This is a genomic window from Streptomyces sp. VTCC 41912, assembly GCF_045799175.1.
Taxonomy (GTDB): Bacteria; Actinomycetota; Actinomycetes; order Streptomycetales; family Streptomycetaceae; genus Streptomyces; species Streptomyces albulus_C.
In genome coordinates this window covers 13,064-31,780 of sequence record NZ_JBJMAB010000021.1, presented here as the reverse complement: position 1 = coordinate 31,780, position 18,717 = coordinate 13,064, and the positions used below count along the sequence as shown (strand labels likewise).

Below are 18,717 nucleotides of genomic sequence, written 5' to 3'. Positions count from 1 at the left end.
CGGGGGGTCGGGGATCGGTGGCGGCCCGAGGGGTGGGCGCCCGAAGAGGGGTGACCGGCGGGGCGGTCCGCGCTCAGGCGCCGTCCGCGGCGGCGGTCGCCGTCTGCCGGGCCGCGGCGTCCCGCTTGATCGCGGCGTCCCGCTTGCGCACGTACCAGACGCCCAGCAGGCCGAGCCCGCCGCCGGCCAGGCAGGTCCACACGAACCAGGCGTGGCCGTGGTCGGCGTACCAGCCGTAGAAGGGCAGCTGGGCGAGGAAGAGCACGAACCAGATGACGGTGCCGCCGGTGATCGTGCCGACGACGGGACCTTCGAGGGGCGCCGGGGCCGCGCGCAGTTCGGACTTCTTCCACATGGGGCTCAGCTTACGGGGCCGGCCGGGGTGGCGGTCCGGGCCCTTTACGGCGGCGGGCGAGGAGCGGTTCACGGGTCTACGCGCGGAGATAGCGATCAACGAATTGTTTATTCATACTGAACCTTTCCGGAACTGACTGGTTCGGATCGTTGATTCCTCCAATCTGATCCCTCCACACTGTTCCAGTTCATTGGTTGCTGTCCCGCCGTCCGTGCGTGGTCCGGCCCTCGGGCCCTCCCGCCCGCTCCGGCCCGTACGACTGAGGTCCTGCATGTCGCCCTCGACCCCCACGCCGGTCGACGCCCTGAAGAGTCCTGGCCCCCAGCCGCCCAGGAACGGACTCGACCGCTTCTTCAAGATCTCCGAGCGGGGTTCGACCGTCAGCCGCGAGCTGCGCGGCGGACTCGCCACGTTCTTCGCGATGGCCTACATCATCGTGCTGAACCCGATCATCCTCGGCGCCGGCGTCGACAAATACGGCCACCACCTCGACAACGGGCAGCTGGTCACCGCCACCGCCCTGATGGCCGGTCTGGGCACCGTCCTGATGGGCGTGATGGGCAACGTCCCGATCGCCATCGCGGCCGGCCTGGGCATCAACGCGGTGGTCTCGCTCCAGCTCGCGCCCAAGATGAGCTGGCCGGACGCGATGGGCATGGTGGTGCTCGCCGGCCTGGTGCTGATGATCCTGGTCGCCTCCGGGCTGCGGCAGCGGGTGATGGACGCCATCCCCAACGGGCTGCGGCGGGCCATCGCGATCGGCATCGGCCTGTTCATCTCGCTGGTCGGCCTGGTCGACGCGGGCTTCGTCAGCCGCAACCCGGACGCCGCGCACACCACCGTGCCGCTCAGTCTCGGCCAGGGCGGTCAGCTCAAGGGCTGGCCGGTGCTGGTGTTCGTGCTCGGCCTGGCGCTGATGTTCGTGCTGACCGTCCGCAAGACCAAGGGCGCGATCCTGATCGGGATGGTCACCATGGCCGTCGTCGCGATCGTCATCAACGCGGTGGCGACCATTCCGGATGCGTCCTGGGGGCTGGCCGTCCCGAACGTCCCGGACAAGATCGTCGGTGCGCCCGACTTCGGACTCATCGGGCAGATCAGTCTCTTCGGCGGCTTCAAGGAAGTCGGCGTGCTGACCGGCTGCCTGTTCGTCTTCACCGTCCTGCTGTCCGGCTTCTTCGACGCGATGGGCACCATCATCGGCGTCGGCGAGGAGGCCGAGCTGCTGGACAACGAGACCGGCAACCTGCCCAACATGGGGCGGATCCTGATGGTGGACGGCATCGCGGTCGCCGCCGGCGGCTTCGGCTCGGCCTCCGCCAACACCTGCTTCGTGGAGTCCACCGCCGGCGTCGGCGAGGGTGCCCGCACCGGCCTGGCCAACCTGGTCACCGGCGGGCTGTTCCTGCTGTCGCTGATCTTCACGCCGCTGGCCACCGTCGTCCCCTCGCAGGCCGCCACGCCCGCCCTGCTGGTCGTCGGCTTCCTGATCATGGCCTCGAACGTCCGGGACATCGACTGGAGCGACTTCACCGTCGCGATCCCGGCGTTCCTGACCGTGATCTCGATGCCGTTCACCTACAGCATCACCAACGGCATCGGCATCGGCGTGCTCGCCTTCATCCTGCTGCGGACGGCGACCGGCCGCTTCAAGGAGGTCCCGTGGCTGCTGAACGCGGTCGGGGTCTGCTTCCTCGTCTACTTCCTGCTCAACCCGATCGAGCAGGTGCTCGGGGTCAGGTAGGCGGTGCTCCGGCGGGCCCCGTCACGACGGGCGGGCCGCCGGTCCCCAGCAGTGCAGCCGCTCGGTCGCGTCGACCGAGCTCGACAACCGTTCATCGAAGTCCTCGCGGATGAGCGTCCGGACCACGTAGTCCTGGACGCTCATTCCGCGTTTTGCGGCATGCTGCCCAAGGCGCTCCAGCAGCTCCCCGTCGACGCGCAGGCTGAGCACTCTCGATCCCATACCGACACGGTCCCCGCACGGTGTGGTCAGGTGTGTCGCTTTCCGCGACGTCCTCACTCATATGGGTGATCCCGCGGTGTCCCGTCGTGGGCCCCGACCCCCGCTTTCCTTAGAAAGGCTAATGAGCTATGCTAAAGACCATGCCGGAACTGTCCAACGGCGTCGACGCTGACGCCGTGAATTCCCTGCGGTCGGCCGTGATGCGCCTCTCGCGCCGCCTGAAGCACCAGCGCGTCGACGAGTCGCTCAGCCCCACCGAGATGTCGGTGCTCGGCACCCTCGCCCGGTGCGGCCGGGCCACGCCCGGCGAGCTGGCCCGCAAGGAGCACGTGCAGCCCCCGTCGATGACCCGCATCGTCGCGATGCTGGAGGCCAAGGGGCTGGTCCGGCTGGAGGCACACCCCGACGACCGCCGCCAGAAGGTGGTCACCCAGACCGAACAGGCCGAGGCGATGCTGGAGGAGAGCCGCCGCAAGCGCAACGCCTGGCTCGCCGAACTGGCCGCCGGGCTGGACGACGACGAGTGGGCCAAGGTGCGGGACGCAGCTCCCGTCCTGGAGAAGCTCGCACAGCTGTAGACCCTGGCCCGAGGAGGCGAACCCACTTTGAGTACGGGACCCGGAGCACACTCCGCCCCCGCACCGAACTCCCACCACGACACGGTTACCGACGACGCGAACGCGACCACCCCGGGCCCCACCGAGGCCCCCGGTGACGCCGCAGCCCCGAACCCCAACGGGACTGCCACGGCCGGCACGACCCCCGGCCCCGCCGCCACACCGCGCACGGGCATGTTCAGCTCCCTCCGCATCCGCAACTACCGTCTCTTCGCCACCGGTCAGGTGGTCTCCAACACCGGCACCTGGATGCAGCGCATCGCCCAGGACTGGCTGGTGCTCAGCCTCACCGGCTCGTCCGGTGCGGTCGGCATCACCACCGCGCTGCAGTTCCTGCCGATGCTGCTCTTCGGCCTCTACGGCGGTGTCCTCACCGACCGCTTCGCCAAGCGCAAGCTGCTGCTGTGCACCCAGTCCGCGATGGGCCTGACCGGCCTGGCGCTGGCCGGCCTCACACTCAGCGGCCAGGTCCAGGTCTGGCACGTCTACGCGGGCGCCTTCCTCCTCGGCCTGGTGACGGTCGTCGACAACCCGGCCCGGCAGGCGTTCGTCTCCGAAATGGTCGGCCAGCGCGACCTGCGCAACGCGGTCAGCCTGAACTCCGCCAACTTCCAGTCCGCCCGGCTGATCGGCCCGGCCGTCGCCGGCGTCCTGATCACCGCTTTCGGCAGCGGCTGGGCGTTCCTCTTCAACGGCCTGTCGTTCCTCGCCCCGCTCACCGGTCTGTTGATGATGCGGACCGCCGAACTCCACAAGGTCGACCGGGTCCCGCGGAGCAAGGGTCAGCTGCGGGAGGGCCTGGCCTACGTCCGCCAGCACCCCGAACTGATCTGGCCCATCGTCCTGGTCGGCTTCATCGGCACCTTCGGGTTCAACTTCCCGATCTGGCTGACCGCCTTCACCTACAAGGTCTTCCACGCCGGGGCCGGCACGTACGCGCTGTTCAACGGCCTGATGGCGGCCGGCTCGCTGATCGGTGCGCTGCTCGCGGCCCGCCGGTCCGGATCCCGGCTGCGGATGCTCGTCGGGGCGGCGCTGGTCTTCGGCCTGCTGGAGTGCGTCGCGGCCCTGTCGCCCGGGTTCTGGGTCTTCGCGGCGCTGCTCGCCCCGATCGGCATGGTCGGCCTGACGATCAACGTCACGGCCAACTCCAGCGTCCAGATGGCCACCGACCCGGCGATGCGCGGCCGGGTGATGAGCCTGTTCATGATGGTCTTCATGGGCGGCACACCGCTGGGCGCGCCGCTGCTCGGCTGGGTCACCGACACCTACGGCCCGCGGATCGGCTTCCTCGCCGGCGGGGCGATCTCCATGGCGGCCGCGGCCCTGGTCGGTCTGGTCCTGGCCCGCTCCGGCGGGCTCCGCCTCAAGGTCGACCTGCGGCGCGGACACCCGCACGTGGCGTTCGTCCCGCGCCGGGGCGCCGCCGCGGCGTCCGGTGAGGCGACGGAGAAGGAGCTGGCGCCGGCGGCGTAGCCGTTCGGCGGGCACGGCGGCCCACACGGGGCAACACTGACCCCATGAGACTCTTCGCCGCCGTGCTGCCGCCGGCCCACCCCCTCGGCCAACTGGCCGCGGAAGTGGGCCGGTTGAAGCAGCTGCCGGACGCCGAACGGCTGCGCTGGACCGGCCACGACGGCTGGCACTTCACCCTCGCCTTCTACGGCGAGGTGCCCGCGGACGTCCTCGACGAACTGCACGAACGCCTCGGCCGCGCCGCCCGCCGGCACGCCCCCTACGAGCTGCGGATCGCCGGCGGCGGCCGGTTCGGGGACCGGGTGGTGTGGGCCGGCGCGGACGGCGACCGGCCCGCCATGCGCCACCTCGCGGACGCGGTCGAGGCGGCCGGCCGCCGGGCGGGCCTGCGGATGGGCGAGCACCGCCCGTACACCCCGCACCTCACCCTCGCCCGGAACCGCTCCGGCCGCCTCGACCTCGTCCCGTACACCGCGGCCCTGGCCGACTTCGCGAGCGGCGTCTGGAGGGTCGAGGAGATCGCCCTGATGCGCAGCCACCCGCCGGCGCCCGGCGTCCCCGGCAGTCAGCCGCACTACGAGCCGGTGGCGCGCTGGCCGCTGGGCGGCTGAGCCGGGAGCGGCCCGGACGGCGAACGGACCGGGTCGGCGCAGGGCGCGGTTCCGCCCCGGTTACGCTCAAAGGGTGGATCCCAAGACCCGTAACCGGATCATGTCCGGTCTGCTCGCCGTGCTGCTGATCGTCGTCATCGTGGCGGCGGCGCTGCGCTGACCCCGCCGCGCCGCCCGCCGCGGCGCGCCGCCGGCCCGGACGGCCGGCTCACCAGGCGAACGCCTCCGGCGACGGCCCCGGCCCCGGGAAGACCTCGTCCAGGCCCGCCAGCAGCTCCGCGGACAGCTCCAGCTCCACCGCGCGCAGCGCCGAGGCGAGCTGGTCGGCGGTGCGCGGACCGACGATCGGGCCGGTCACCCCCGGCCGGCTGAGCAGCCACGCCAGTGCCACCTCGCCCGGCGCCAGGCCGTGCGCGTCGATGAGGTCCTCGTAGGACTGGATCTGTGCCCGGATCGTCGAGTTGGTCAGGGAGTCGGCTGAGCGGCCGGAGGTCGAGCGGGCCGCGCCGGTGCCTTCCCTCCCCCGGCTACCGCCGGGAGGTCCCCCCATCTTGCGCAGCACCCCGCCGAGCAGTCCGCCGTGCAGCGGTGACCAGGGGATGACGCCCATGCCGTACCCGCGGGCCGCCGGGATGACCTCCATCTCGGCGCGCCGCTCCGCGAGGTTGTACAGGCACTGCTCGCTGACCAGGCCCAGCGAGCCCCGGCGGGCGGCGGTCTCGTTCGCCCGGGCGAGGTGCCAGCCGGCGTGGTTGGAGGAGCCGACGTAGAGGATCTTGCCCTGTTGGACCAGGACGTCGACGGCCTGCCAGATCTCGTCCCAGGGCGTGGCCCGGTCGACGTGGTGGAACTGGAAAAGGTCGATGTGGTCGGTGCGCAGGCGCGCGAGGCTGGCGTCCACCGACCGTCGGATGTTGAGCGCGGAGAGCTTGTCGTGGTTGGGCCAGACCGGCTCGCCGTCCGGGCCCATGTTGGCGTACGCCTTGGTGGCCAGCACGGTCTTGTCCCGCCGGTCGCCGCCGCGGGCGAACCACGAGCCGATGATCTCCTCGGTGCGGCCCTTGTTCGCGCCCCAGCCGTAGGCGTTGGCGGTGTCGAAGAAGTTGACGCCCGCGTCCAGCGCGGCGTCCATGATGCGGTGGCTGTCCGCCTCGTCGGTCTGCGGCCCGAAGTTCATCGTCCCGAGGACGATGCGGCTGACCTTGAGTCCGGTGCGTCCCAGCTGCGTGTACTCCATGGTCGTCCAGCCAAGCCCTTGGAGCCCGCTCGAAGCAAGGGGTCAGGCGGTGTAGGGGCCGCCGACGTCCCACGCCTGGTGCATCGCGTCGGCGAACGCGCCGGCCAGCAGGTGCTCACCCAGCTCGGACGGATGGGTGCCGTCGTAGGTGGACCGGTCGACGTCCCAGCGCTCCGGTACGGAGGCCAGCAGCAGGGGCGAGCCGGGGGTGGACAGGTCGGCCACCGCCTTCGCCAGCAGTTCGTTGAAGCGCGTGCACTGGGCGCCGAAGTCCGGGTCCACCAGCGCCCGCACGTTGGGTATCACCGGCATCACCACCGCCCGGACGTGCGGCCGGGCGGCCCGCGCCCGGTCCACGAAGAGCCGCATGTTCTGCGCGGTCTGCTCGGGGTCGGTGTAGAAGCCGAGGTCGATCAGGCCCAGCGAGACCAGCAGGGTGTCGGCCCGGTGCTCCCGCACCGCGTCCTCGATCAGCGGCGCCATGTGCAGCCAGCCCTCGCCCCAGCCGGCGAGGTGGTTGCGGGCCTTCTCGGGGAACGCCGGGTCGGCGTAGGCGTAGGAGTCCGCCTCGCCGGTGGCCGGGTCGTGGAGCGTGCGGCGCGGGCCCACGATGCGGTACGGGCCGGGGTACGTCGCGTTGAGGTGCTGCCACATCCGGTAGCGCCACGTGTGGTCGCCGGAGCTGCCGATCGTCATGGAGTCCCCGACGCACATGATCCTCATCCGGCCATGATGACCGACGGCGCTACTTGCGGGTACGTGACGCTGGCCACGCGGCCCCGGGCGGGCCGGCGCCGTGGCAGGCTGTGCCCCATGTGTGCCGCCGTGCGTCGTCCCAGGGGCCCCCGCCGTCCGCTCCCGTACGCGACGGGGGTGGCGGCCGGGGCGCTCGCCCTGCTGGCCGCGGCCGGCGGCCCGGCCGCCGCCGCGGAGCCGGACGCCTTCACCCTCACCGACCCCCGGATCACCGAGTCCAGCGGCCTGGCCGCCAGCCGCGCCCACCCCGGCGTCTACTGGACCCACAACGACAGCGACGACGGTCCCTACGTCTACGCCGTCGACGCGGCCACCGGCCGCACGGTCGCCACCGTCACGCTGCGCGGCATCGGGGCGCCGCGCGACGTCGAGGCGATATCGGTCGGCCCGGACGGGCGGATCTACGTCGGCGACATCGGCGACAACCTCGGCGGCAGCTGGGACCACGTCTGGATCTACCGCTTCCCCGAGCCCGCGCAGCTGCGCGACACCACCGTCACCGCCGAGCAGTTCACCGTCCGCTACGCCGACGGGCCGCGGGACGCCGAGGCGTTGATGGTGCACCCGAAGACCGGCCGGGTCTACCTCGCGAGCAAGAAGCAGGGCGGCGGGGCCGCGCTCTACGAGGGCCCGGCCCGGCTGTCCGCCTCCGGGAGCAACACCTTCCGCAAGGTCGCCCCGATCGACCTGTGGGTGACCGACGGCGCGTTCTCCCCGGACGGCAGCCGGTTGGTGCTGCGCGGCTACTTCGGGGCGCAGGCGTACCGCTGGCGCGACGGCCGCCCCGAGTCCCTCGGTCCGGTGGCGGTGCCGCTCCAACGGCAGGGCGAGTCGGTCAGCTTCACCCCCGACGGCCGCACGCTGATGTATGGGTCGGAGGGGCGCGGCAGCCAGGTCGAGCCGGTGGCGCTCAGCGGGGACCAGCTCCCGGACGCGGCGCGGCGGGACGACGACGCGGCGGACGGCGGGAGGTCGGGCGGCGGCGCGGCGGCCGGCCGGCCGGGGGAGTCGTCCGGCGGGGCGCCCAGCTACGGCAAGGGGGCGCTGGTGCTGGCGGGCGCGACGGCGCTGGTGCTGGGGGTCCGGAGCCTGCTGCGGCGGGGCCGCCGGTAGCGGTCGCGGACGGCCCGGTCCGGGCCGTCCCCGCTACGCCCGGGGGCCGTCCTCGATCAGCCGCAGCTCGTAGTGGAGCGTGGGCTGCCGCCGCAGCCGGTGCACGAGCGGCGCCACCAGCCCGTGGATCAGCGGGTACTTGCGGGTCAACGACCGCTCGGCGCGCCGGTACTCGCGGGTGGCCGGGTCCAGCAGCCGGACCCGGGCGCGGACGGTGGGCCCGGTGGGCTTGCCGCGCCAGGTCGAGGCGCAGAACTCCACCTCGGGGAAGTTGCGCATCCGCTTGACCTTCCAGGCGCTGCCGAAGGTGCGGAAGTAGGCGTGGTCGCCGTCCACCGCGAGGTTGACCGGGGTGCCGACGCCGGTGCCGTCCCTCTTGTAGGTGGTCAGCAGGATCGTTCCCTGGCGCTCGAAGGGGGCGAGGCCGGGGCTGGGAGGGGTCCGCATCCCTCCATGGAGGCATATTCGGACTGTTTCGTCACGTCTCGTCGCGGTGCGTCCGGTGTGGCGGCCGGGCGTGGTGCGTCCGTTCGGGGGCGCGTCCGCCGCCGTGGGGCGCGCGGTCGGCGACGACCGCCGGGGGACTCGGACGGGGCACGGGCGGTGCGCCGCTCCCGGCGTCCGAGCCGCCGACCTCCCGCTCCCCGATGGCCGCCGGCCCCCAACTGGGTTGTCAGTGGCGGGAGTTACGTTGGCGGCATGAGCGATGCGGATGTTCACGGGGGCCCGGTGCACGACGACGAGGCGGAGCACGATCCGGACGAGGAGGTGCAGCTCCGGCGGCACGGCGAGGTCACCCTGACCCTGCTCTTCCCGCCCTTCCCCGACCCGGACGTCACCGAGCCGGAGCCGCTGCCGGCGCACGACCCGGTGCGCGCCCGCCGGGTCGTCGAGGAGCTCGGCACCGTCGCCGAGGTCCTGGAACAGCTGCCGGAGCGCCCCGTCGCCGACCTGGCCTGGCCTGAGGTCCGCGCCGACCTGGACTTCGTCGCGGTCGGCTGCTGGGGCGGCGTCGTCATGGTCTTCGAGCCGGCGCTCGGCAGCGACCTGCTCCGCGAGGCGATGACCGCGGAGGTCGCGCGGCAGCGCGCCCGGCACCCCGAGGCCCGCATCGTCGGCTCGGTCGCACTCGACTACGGCAACTGCTACCTGGAGGAGCAGGTGCTCTTGCCGAGCGGCCCGGAGGTGTTCGCCGGCGGCTGGGACTGCGACGACGAGGACGGCTGGACCTTCGCCGGGGACCCGCAGGAGGTGCTGCGGGCGATAGGCGTCGACCGGGAGACGGCGGCGGAGGTGGGTTTCGACCTCGACGACGCGCCGTGCGAGCGCGCCTGGTCCGACCTGGGCGTGCTGGCCCTCGGGCTGCACCGCCGCCCCGCCGGTGGCGTCGAGGAGCGGCACGTCTCGTACTTCCGCGTCCGGCGGTCGCAGAGGGGCGCCGCGAACCTCGCCGACGTGTGGTTCGCGCGGTCCTAGCCGACCCGGGCGGCACCCTGGCACGCGGACGGGCCCCGGCGGGGCGCGGTGCGCCGTGCCGGGGCCCGTCCGCGTCGGTGCGTCGGTGCCGTCAGAGCTGGCCGACCACGTAGTCGATGCAGGCGGTCAGCGCCGTGACGTCCGCCGGGTCGATCGCCGGGAACATCGCGATCCGCAGCTGGTTGCGGCCGAGCTTGCGGTAGGGCTCGGTGTCGACGATGCCGTTGGCGCGCAGCGCCTTGGCGATGGCCGCCGCGTCGATGTCGTCGCTGAAGTCGATCGTGCCGATGACCTGCGAGCGCTTCGCCGGGTCGGTGACGAACGGGGTGGCGTACTTGGAGTCCTCGGCCCAGCCGTAGAGGGCATGCGAGGAGGCGGCGGTGCGGCCGACCGCCCAGTCCAGACCGCCCTGGCCGTTGATCCATTCCAGCTGCTCGTTGAGCAGGAAGAGGGTGGCGAGGGACGGGGTGTTGTACGTCTGGTTCTTCAGGGAGTTGTCGATCGCGGTGGGCAGCGAGAAGAACTCCGGGACGTGCCGGCCGGAGGCGTGCACGGCGCGGGCGCGCTCCAGGGCGGCCGGGGAGAAGACGCCGAGCCAGAGCCCGCCGTCGGAGGCGAAGGACTTCTGGGGCGCGAAGTAGTAGACGTCGGTCTGGGCGATGTCCACCGGGAGGCCACCGGCGCCGGAGGTCGCGTCGACCAGCACCAGGGCGCCGTCGTCGGCGCCGGCCACCCGCCGGATCGGGGCCGCGACACCGGTCGAGGTCTCGTTGTGGGTGAAGGCGTAGACGTCCACGCCCGCCTCGGCGACCGGCTCCGGGTGGGTGCCCGGGTCGGCGGAGAGGACGGTGGGCTCGGCCAGCCACGGCGCCAGCTTGGCGGCCTTGGCGAACTTCGAGGAGAACTCGCCGAACGACAGGTGCTGCGACTTGTTCTCGATCAGGCCGTGCGTCGCGACGTCCCAGAACGCGGTGGAACCGCCGTTGCCGAGGACGACCTCGTAGCCCTCGGGGAGCTGGAAGAGGTCGCGCACGCCCTGCCGCACCGAGCCGACCAGGTTCTTGACCGGGGCCTGGCGGTGGGAGGTGCCGAGCAGTGAGGTGCCGGTGGCGGCCAGCGCGTCGAGCGCCTCCGTACGCACCTTGGAGGGGCCCGCGCCGAAGCGTCCGTCGGCGGGCTTGATGTCAGCGGGGATCTGGATATCAGCCACAGAGGAAGCCTAGAGGGTCGAACGGGGGCAGGGCGGAGCGTCCAGCCGGTGAGATGACGGGCGGTCGGAGTGTGGACACGGGCCGTCACAGGCGCCTCACAGGTTGCGGATGCCCCGTCCTGCGACGGCCCTGACCTGCGCGATCACTCGGACCGGTGCGGGGTGCGGTCCGCCGCGTAGAGGGTGGTGAGCGCCGCCGCGGCGTCGGCCAGCACCCGGCGGGCCTCCGGGGGGTCCAGCACCTCCAGGGAGTCGCCGAACTGGAGCAGCTGGCGGACGGCGGACAGCACCGGGTAGCCGAGCTCCAGCACCGCCCAGCCACCCGTCGCCCAGTCCGTCCTGTCCGCCCCGTCCGACGTGCCCGTCGCGTCGGACCCATTCGTCCCGTTCGCCTCACCCGTCCCGTCCGTGTGCCGCTCCGCCTCCGCCGGCTCCACGATCCGCGGGGGAGCGGTCAGCGCGCCGCCCAGGATCCGCACCGCCAGGTCCAGCCGCTCCCGGCGGATCCGGGCGGTCACCCGCACCGGCGCCGGCCGCTCCTCCACCTGCCGCCGCAACTGCGCCCAGACCTCCGCCAGCTCCACGCCCGCCCGCCGCCGCACCGGGGCGTCGGTGACGGCCGCCGACGCCACCCGGTCGGCCCGGAACAGCTGCGGTCGGCCGCGCCGGTCGGCGGCCAGGTACCAGGTCCCGGCCTTGGCGACCAGGCCGTAGGGGTCGACGGTGTAGGTGCGCAGCCGCGTCTCGCCGCCGTGCCGGTAGCGGATCCGCAGCCGCCGGTCGGTGAAGACGGCCCTTTGCAACTCGTCCAGGTCCACCGCCGGGCGGGGGCCGCCCAGCCAGCGGTCCGGGTCCACCAGGACGCGGCGGCCGGCCAGTTCGGCGGCCGGGCGGTGCGGGGCCGGCAGCGCCGCCATCACCTTGCGCAGCGCCGAGCCCAGCGCGTCGTCCAGGCCCAGCGCGCGGTGCGCGCCCGGTGCGGCCAGGATGAACAGCGCCCGCGCCTCGTCGCTGGTCAGTCCCGTGACGTCGGTCCGGAAACCGGGCAGCAGCGCGATCCCGCCGTGCCGGCCGCGCTCGGCGTAGACCGGCACCCCGGACGCCGACAGCGCCTCGACGTCGCGGTAGACGGTGCGGGTGGAGACCTCCAGGCGCGCGGCGAGTTCGCCGGCCGGCACCCGGCCCCGGGTCTGGAGGAGCAGCAGGATCGAGAGCAGACGGTCGGCCTTCACCCCCGGTTTATATCCCCCCTGCGCGCCGCCCCGCAGCCCGCTCCGGAAGCCGTTCCAAACATGACGGCAGGTGTCAAGTTTTTGCCGGAGAGTGCGGGCCATGACGACGCCCGAAGCACCCGCCCGCACGCCCCGCCCCGCCGTTCCCCGCCCGGTCGCCACCGCACCCGCCCCCGCCGCCGTGGCGGAGCTCGCCCGGCAGGTCGGCGGGCCGGTGTTCCGCCCCGGGGACGAGGGCTACGACGCCGAGCGGTCCGGTTTCCAGGCCGGCCACCGGCACCGCCCCGCGGTCGTCGTCGGCGCGACGGACGCCGCCGACGTGGCCGCCGCGGTCGCCTTCGCCCGCGCCCGGCACCTGCCGGTCGCCGTCCAGGCCACCGGACACGGCCTGTCGAGCGCCACCGACGGCGGCCTGCTGATCAGCACCCGACGGATGACCGACGTCACCGTGGACCCCGCGACGCGCACCGCGCGGGTCGCCGCCGGCGCCGTCTGGGGACAGGTCGTCGCGGCGGCCGCCCCGCACGGGCTCGCCCCGCTCAACGGCTCCTCGCCCGGCGTCGGCGTGGTCTCGTACACCCTCGGGGGCGGGGTCGGCGTGCTGGCCCGCACCTACGGGTTCGCCGCCGACCACGTGCGGGCCGTCGGACTGGTCACCGCCGACGCCCGCCGGGTCCGGGTCACCCCCGACACCGACCCCGACCTCTTCTGGGGGCTGCTCGGCGGCGGGCACGGCCTCGGGGTGGTCACCGGCATGGAGTTCGCCCTGCTGCCGGTCGCCCGGCTCTACGGCGGCCAACTCGTCTTCGGCGCCGAGCGGATCGACGCCGCGCTCGCCGCGTACCTGCGGTGGACCGAGACCGTCCCGGACACCCTGACCTCCTCACTGGCGCTGGTCGTCTACCCGGACCTGCCGCAGCTGCCGCCGACGCTGCGCGGCCGCCACCTCCTCCAGATCCGGATCGCCTTCACCGGCCCCGCCGAGGAGGGCGAACGCCTGGTGGCCCCGCTGCGCGCGATCGGCCCCGCGGTCGCCGACGACCTGCGCGACATGCCCTACGAGGAGTCCCACACCATCCACCGCGACCCCAGTGACCCGCACGCCTACAACGGTGACAACGCCCTCCTCGACGGCCTGGACGCGGCGGCGCTGCAACGGGTGGCGGCGCTGACCGGGCCGGCCGCACCGGTGATGGTGGTGGTCCAGCTCAACCACCTGGGCGGGGCGTTGGCGACCGGCCCCACCGGGGGCGCGGGGGCCGGCGCGGTGGGCCACCGCGCCGCGCGGTTCGCGCTGCGGGTGCTGTCGCCGCTGGGCGACGCCGACCCCGCGGGCGACCTGGCGACCGTACGGGAGGTGCACGCGGCGGCGCTGGCGGCGGTCGCGCCCTGGCGGATCGGACGGAGCGTCAACTTCCTCCTCGGTGAGCACCGGGGACGGGCGGACGCGGCGGCGGTGGCCGGCAGCACCCACGGGAGCGCGACCCGGGCCCGACTGGCGGAGCTGAGGGCCGCGCACGACCCGGAGAACGTCTTCCACTTCCACCCGTACGCCGGGTGAGCCCCCTACGAGGCGCGCGTCCCCGTACGCCTGCCGTCCGTTCGCCTGCCGCGCGTCCGCCGTCCGGACCGGACCCGACCAACGCGGCGGACACCCTTGGTGTCGTGCGGGCTACCCCCGGAGGCGTCGTCGCTCATGTGTTCCATGCTGGGGGCGACACTCTCGTCGACTTCGTCCGCGGCCCTTGATCCGCCCCCGCCCTCCGTGGGCAGTCTGGAGGCATGGCTGAGCGCACGGAGACGGACAAGCGGAACGGCGGCGGACCGGGCACCGGCGGGCGGGCGACCGAGCGGGCGGCCGCCGCCCGCCGGGAGCTGGCCCGCGACCTGGCCGCGGCGGTGCGGGGCGAGGTCTCGGCCACCGCCGCCGACCGGGCCCTGATGACGATGGACGCGTCCAACTACCGGCGGGTCCCGGACGCGGTGGTCGCGCCCCGGGACGCCGAGGACGTCGCCGCGGCGCTGCGGGTCTGCCGCGACCACGGCGTCCCGGTGGTGCCGCGCGGCGGCGGCACCAGCATCGCCGGCCAGGCCACCGGCACCGGCGTCGTCCTGGACTTCACCCGCCACCTGCGGCGGATCGTCGCACTGGACCCCGAGGCCGGCACCGCCGTGGTCCAGCCGGGCGTCGTCCTCGACGACCTGCGGGCCGCGGCCGCCCCGCACGGCCTGACCTTCGGCCCCGACCCCTCCACCCACAGCCGCTGCACCCTCGGCGGCATGATCGGCAACAACTCCTGCGGCTCGCACTCGGTGGCCTGGGGCACCACCGCCGACAACATCCACGCCCTGGAACTGCTCACCTACGGCGGGGAGGCCGTCCGGGCCGGCCGCGGCACCGACGCCGAAGGCCGCCCCACCGGCCTCCCGCCGCGCCTGCGCGACGGCGTCCACGCGCTGGTCGAGCGCGAGTTGGCGCTGCTGCGCACCGGCTACCCGACCGGACTGCCGCGCCGGATCTCCGGCTACGCCCTGGACGCCCTGCTGCCCGAGGCCGGCACCGACCTGGCCCGGGCCCTCACCGGCAGCGAGGGCACCCTCGGCGTGCTCACCGAGGCCACCGTCCGGCTCGTGGCGACGCCCGCGGCCCGCGCGCTGGCTGTCCTGGCCTACCCCGACGAGGGCGCCGCCGCCGAGGCCGCGCACACCCTCCTGCCGCACGGGCCGCTGACCGTCGAGGGCATGGCCGCCGACCTGGTCGGCAAGGGCGCCGACGGCCTGCCCGACGGCGGCGCCTGGCTGTTCGCCGAGACGGGCGGGGCGAGCCCCGCGGAGGCCGCCGCCCGGGCCGAGGCGCTGTGCCGCGCGGCGCGGGCGGACGGCGCGACCGGCCACGCCCTCGTCACCGACCCGGCCGGCCAGCGTGCCCTGTGGCGGATCCGCGAGGACGCCTCCGGCACGGCGACCCGCATGCCCGACGGCAGCGAGGCGTGGCCCGGCTGGGAGGACTGCGCCGTCCCACCCGCCCAACTGGGCCCCTATCTCAGGGACTTCCGGTCCCTGCTCGCCCAGCACGGGCTGCGCGGCACCCCCTACGGCCACTTCGGCGACGGCTGCATCCACGTCCGGATCGACTTCGACCTGCTCACCCCGCCCGGCATCCGCCGCTTCCGGGAGTTCTCCACCGACCTGGCCGCCCTGGTGGTGGCGCACGGCGGTTCCCTCTCCGGGGAGCACGGCGACGGCCAGGCCCGCGCCGAACTGCTCCCCGCGATGTACGGCGACGAACTGGTCGGCGTCTTCGGCCGGTTCAAGGACCTGTGGGACCCGGCCGCGGGCCTCAACCCCGGCATGCTGGTCCGCCCCGCCCCCCTCGACGCCAACCTGCGCTTCGCCCCGCTGCCGCCCGGCCCGGTCCCGGTGGAGTTCGGCTACCCGCACGACGACGGCGACTTCACCGCCGCCGTCCGCCGCTGCGTCGGCGTCGCCAAGTGCCGTACGGAGCAGCTCGGTTCGGGATCGTCCGACGTCATGTGCCCGTCGTACCGCGCCACCGGCGACGAGCAGCACTCCACTCGCGGGCGCGCCCGGCTGCTGCACGAGATGCTGGCCGGCGAGGTGATCACCGACGGCTGGCGCTCCCCGGAGGTGCGCGACGCCCTCGACCTCTGCCTGTCCTGCAAGGGCTGCCGCAGCGACTGCCCGGTGGGCGTCGACATGGCCACCTACAAGGCGGAGTTCCTGCACCACCACTACGCGGGCCGGCTCCGCCCCGCCGCCCACTACGCCATGGGCCGGCTGCCCCAGTGGCTGCACGCCGCCGCCCCCGTGGCGCCGGCCCTCAACGCCCTCGCCCGCACCCCGCTCGCCACCGTCGCCAAGCGGCTCGCCGGAATCGCCCCCGAGCGGGAGATCCCCCAGCTGGCGCGGGAGACGTTCCGCCGCTGGTGGTGGCGCCGGCACGCCGCGCCCACGGGCGGCCGGACCGTCGTCCTGTGGCCCGACACCTTCACCAACCACCTCTCCCCGGAGGTGGGGCGGGCGGCCGTCCGCGTCCTGGAAGCCGCCGGCCTCCGCCCCCTGCTTCCCCCCACCGCCCCCCTGGCAGACCGCCCGGTGCGCCCGCTGCCCCGCCCCGGCCTCTGCTGCGGCCTGACCTACGTCTCCACCGGCCAACTCACCCGGGCCCGGGCCGTCATGCGCCGCACCGTGGAGGTCCTCGACCCCCTCGTACAGCCCGGCCGCCCCCTGGTCGTCCTGGAACCGAGCTGCGCCGCGGCGCTCCGCACCGACCTGCCGGAACTGCTCGCCGACGACCCCCGGGCGGCCCGGCTCGCCGGTTCCGTCCGCACCTTCGCCGAGACGCTGGAAGAACTGGCCCCCGACTGGACCCCGCCCCGCCTCGACCGCACGGTCGCCGGCCAGACCCACTGCCACCAGCACGCGGTCCTCGGCGACGCCGCCGACCGCCGACTGCGCGAACGCGCCGGACTGACCGGCGCGTTGAGCGGCGGCTGCTGCGGACTGGCCGGCAACTTCGGCTTCGAACGCGGCCACTACGACGTCTCCGTCGCCTGCGCCGAGGACCAACTCCTGCCCGCCGTACGGGAGGCCGCCCCGGACGCCGAGATCCTCGCCGACGGCTTCTCCTGCCGCACCCAACTCGCCCAACTCGGCGCACGCCCGGGCCGCCACCTGGCGGAGGTCCTGGCGGAGGCACTGGACGCGGGAGGAGAGGCGGAGCGGGATCAGAACAGGCCGCTGTAGGTGTTCCAGCCGTTGCCGATCTTCACCCGGGGCGTCAACCGACCGGTGCCGTCGGCGAGGTAGCGGTAGAGGTCGCCGCGGGAGTCGACGGCGAGCAGGTCCGCGCGGCCGTCCCCGTCGATGTCACCCGGGGCGGCCAGCCGGACGTACGCGTTCCAGCCGCCGCCGAGGTTCACCGGCGCCTTGAACGGGGCGCCGGCCACGCCGGTGCCCGCGTAGAGGGAGAGCGCGCCGCCGGGAGTCCGGGCGACGAGGTCCGACCGGCCGTCACCCGTGAAGTCACCCGCGCCGACCAGCGCGTCGTAGGCGTTCCAACCGGCCCCGATCCTGATCCGGCCGCCGACCCGGTAGCCGGTGCCGTCGCCCGGGTAGAGGTAGAGGACGCCCGCACGGTCGCGCGCCAGCAGGTCGCCCTTGCCGTCGCCGTCGAGGTCGCCGGGGCCGAACACGGTCGAGTAGATGTCCCAGCCGGGGCCCAGGTAGGCGGGGCCGGTGCCCGAGGGGTGCTCGTAGTTGTACAGGCCGCCGTCATGGATCTGGAAGACGTCGCCCCGGCCGTTCCCGTCCAGCGAGGAGGCGAAGAAGAGCCGCGCCCCGGTGAATTCCCCTTCCCTGCTCATCGGCTGACGGGCACTCAGCATGCCGTTATTCAGCGCGTGGTAGTAGAAGAGGGAGCCGCGGGTGTCGAGTCCCAGCAGTTCGGACTTGCCCAGGTACGGGTTGCTGCCCGCACCGGCGAAGAGTGACGCCACCCCCCAGCCCGACCCCAGTCGGTCGCGAGCGAGCAGTTGCCCGGCGCCGCCGGAGCGGTAGCGGAACAACTCGCCCGCCGTGCTGCGTGCGAGGAGGTCCCCGTATCCGTCGCCGTCGTAATCGTCGACGCTGAGGAGTTGGTTGTAGATCCCGAAGCCGTAGCCGACTTTGACCCGGTCCTTGAACGGGACCGCGGCGTCGCCGGTGCCCGCGTAGAAGTAGAGGTCGCCGCCCGGGGTGCGTGCGTAGAGGTCCCCGTATCCGTCGCCGTTCGCGTCGTTGACGCCGACGATCTGGTCGTAGACCTGCCAACCGCCGCCGACCTTGACGCGGGCGGCGAACGGGGCGACCAGACGGCCGTTGGACCGGTAGAGGTACAGCTCGCCGGAGGGTGCCCGGGCCAGCAGATCGGTTTTGTGGTCGCCGGTCAGGTCGCCGGGGGCCAGGATCTTGTTGTACTCGTTCCACCCCTTCCCCGACCAGTGCGGCTCCGTCGCGTCGGACGTGGCGTAGCTGCTGCGGATGGCGAGGGTTCCGTCGGACGACAGGGTGAGGATCTCCATGGTCCCGTTACCGTCTTGGTCGCCGACGGGGACGAGGTCCTTGAACATCTCGCCCGCGGATCCGCCGAGGTTGAACCCGCCGACCGCTGACCCGTCGGACAGGACGACGCGCACTCCACCGTCCTGTGCCCGGTAGAGGACTTCGCTCGCTCCGTCCCCGTTGAGGTCGAAGCGCGGCGGGGCCTTGGCGGTGGCCACGGCCCTCCCCTCGCCCGCGACGCCCCGCCGCTCCCCGGTGCGTGGCGGGCGCAGCAGGGTCGGCTGCCGGTCGTCGACCGGGCGGTGCGCCGTGGTCTGCCGGTTCGGTGCGGTCGGTCGGTCCTCGGCCGACGCCGGCGCGGACAGCAGGGTGCCGGCGCAGAGGACGAGCGTGGTGCAGGCCGCGAGGTGCCGGGCGCGCCGGGAGCGCGCCCCGCCGATGCGGACGGGTGCAGCGGAAGTCAAGGTTCCCCCCACAGGAAGCAGCGACAGGACCGGGCGGTTCACGGGGTGGGTGCAGGAGTGCACGGCTCACGCGGGCCCGCTGGGGGCAGTGCCCCCGAGGGGGCGCACGGAGGGTGAAGGTGCCCGGGTGGAAGGAGTGTA

16 protein-coding genes are annotated in these 18,717 nt (G+C 73.9%); 8 read left to right on the top strand and 8 right to left on the bottom strand.

Annotated elements, in window-relative coordinates; all coding sequences use genetic code 11:
• Positions 1-73: 73 nt before the first annotated feature.
• A complete protein-coding gene (locus tag ACJ6WD_RS25785; protein WP_016572422.1) occupies positions 74-355 on the bottom strand; it encodes a DUF2530 domain-containing protein in 282 nt (93 codons plus the stop codon).
• 271 nt (positions 356-626) lie between these two features.
• Between ACJ6WD_RS25785 and ACJ6WD_RS25780 the strand changes: the two genes are divergently transcribed.
• On the top strand, positions 627-2,099 hold the full coding sequence (locus ACJ6WD_RS25780) for an NCS2 family permease (protein WP_233658573.1): 1,473 nt from the start codon (positions 627-629) through the stop codon (positions 2,097-2,099).
• Positions 2,100-2,120: 21 nt separating this feature from the next.
• On the opposite strand, the gene ACJ6WD_RS25775 is transcribed toward ACJ6WD_RS25780, so the two are convergent.
• Positions 2,121-2,321, bottom strand: a complete 201-nt coding sequence (locus ACJ6WD_RS25775) for a hypothetical protein (RefSeq protein WP_078487291.1) — start codon at positions 2,319-2,321, stop codon at positions 2,121-2,123.
• 140 nt (positions 2,322-2,461) lie between these two features.
• Between ACJ6WD_RS25775 and ACJ6WD_RS25770 the strand changes: the two genes are divergently transcribed.
• From ACJ6WD_RS25770 to thpR, 3 genes are read left to right on the top strand one after another with little or no spacing between them, the layout of a single operon-like run.
• Entirely contained in the window at positions 2,462-2,899 is a 438-nt protein-coding gene (locus ACJ6WD_RS25770; RefSeq protein WP_016572425.1) for a MarR family winged helix-turn-helix transcriptional regulator, read from the top strand.
• Between the two features lie 27 nt (positions 2,900-2,926).
• On the top strand, positions 2,927-4,414 hold the full coding sequence (locus tag ACJ6WD_RS25765) for an MFS transporter (protein ID WP_331249232.1): 1,488 nt from the start codon (positions 2,927-2,929) through the stop codon (positions 4,412-4,414).
• A 44-nt stretch (positions 4,415-4,458) separates the two neighbouring features.
• Complete coding sequence (thpR, locus tag ACJ6WD_RS25760) at positions 4,459-5,025, top strand: RNA 2',3'-cyclic phosphodiesterase (RefSeq protein WP_331249231.1); 567 nt, start codon at positions 4,459-4,461, stop codon at positions 5,023-5,025.
• A gap of 208 nt (positions 5,026-5,233) precedes the next feature.
• On the opposite strand, the gene ACJ6WD_RS25755 is transcribed toward thpR, so the two are convergent.
• Positions 5,234-6,262: an aldo/keto reductase gene (locus ACJ6WD_RS25755; RefSeq protein WP_407616588.1), complete on the bottom strand. Its 1,029-nt coding sequence runs from the start codon at positions 6,260-6,262 to the stop codon at positions 5,234-5,236.
• A gap of 42 nt (positions 6,263-6,304) precedes the next feature.
• On the bottom strand, positions 6,305-6,976 hold the full coding sequence (locus tag ACJ6WD_RS25750; RefSeq protein ID WP_233658673.1) for a GDSL-type esterase/lipase family protein: 672 nt from the start codon (positions 6,974-6,976) through the stop codon (positions 6,305-6,307).
• 99 nt (positions 6,977-7,075) lie between these two features.
• Between ACJ6WD_RS25750 and ACJ6WD_RS25745 the strand changes: the two genes are divergently transcribed.
• On the top strand, positions 7,076-8,131 hold the full coding sequence (locus tag ACJ6WD_RS25745; RefSeq protein WP_376445077.1) for a hypothetical protein: 1,056 nt from the start codon (positions 7,076-7,078) through the stop codon (positions 8,129-8,131).
• A 33-nt stretch (positions 8,132-8,164) separates the two neighbouring features.
• Here ACJ6WD_RS25745 and ACJ6WD_RS25740 read toward each other — a convergent pair whose 3' ends face one another.
• Positions 8,165-8,578 carry a PPOX class F420-dependent oxidoreductase gene (locus ACJ6WD_RS25740; protein ID WP_233658569.1) on the bottom strand — a complete coding sequence of 138 codons (414 nt, stop codon included), beginning with the start codon at positions 8,576-8,578 and terminating at the stop codon, positions 8,165-8,167.
• 252 nt (positions 8,579-8,830) lie between these two features.
• Between ACJ6WD_RS25740 and ACJ6WD_RS25735 the strand changes: the two genes are divergently transcribed.
• Entirely contained in the window at positions 8,831-9,607 is a 777-nt protein-coding gene (locus ACJ6WD_RS25735; protein WP_407616587.1) for a DUF6333 family protein, read from the top strand.
• A 91-nt stretch (positions 9,608-9,698) separates the two neighbouring features.
• Here the strand turns inward: ACJ6WD_RS25735 and serC are convergent, their stop codons facing one another.
• Both serC and ACJ6WD_RS25725 read right to left on the bottom strand, forming a co-directional pair.
• The gene (serC, locus tag ACJ6WD_RS25730; RefSeq protein ID WP_407616586.1) at positions 9,699-10,817 is read right to left on the bottom strand and encodes a phosphoserine transaminase; all 1,119 of its coding nucleotides are present in this window, start codon (positions 10,815-10,817) and stop codon (positions 9,699-9,701) included.
• Between the two features lie 143 nt (positions 10,818-10,960).
• Positions 10,961-12,049, bottom strand: a complete 1,089-nt coding sequence (locus ACJ6WD_RS25725) for a WYL domain-containing protein (RefSeq protein WP_331249228.1) — start codon at positions 12,047-12,049, stop codon at positions 10,961-10,963.
• Between the two features lie 100 nt (positions 12,050-12,149).
• Between ACJ6WD_RS25725 and ACJ6WD_RS25720 the strand changes: the two genes are divergently transcribed.
• Positions 12,150-13,610: an FAD-binding oxidoreductase gene (locus tag ACJ6WD_RS25720; protein WP_407616585.1), complete on the top strand. Its 1,461-nt coding sequence runs from the start codon at positions 12,150-12,152 to the stop codon at positions 13,608-13,610.
• A 221-nt stretch (positions 13,611-13,831) separates the two neighbouring features.
• The gene (locus ACJ6WD_RS25715) at positions 13,832-16,816 is read left to right on the top strand and encodes an FAD-binding and (Fe-S)-binding domain-containing protein (RefSeq protein ID WP_407616584.1); all 2,985 of its coding nucleotides are present in this window, start codon (positions 13,832-13,834) and stop codon (positions 16,814-16,816) included.
• Here the strand turns inward: ACJ6WD_RS25715 and ACJ6WD_RS25710 are convergent.
• Positions 16,798-18,576, bottom strand: a complete 1,779-nt coding sequence (locus ACJ6WD_RS25710; RefSeq protein ID WP_407616583.1) for an FG-GAP repeat domain-containing protein — start codon at positions 18,574-18,576, stop codon at positions 16,798-16,800. The two genes, ACJ6WD_RS25715 and ACJ6WD_RS25710, sit on opposite strands and share 19 nt — an antisense overlap.
• Positions 18,577-18,717 lie beyond the last annotated feature (141 nt).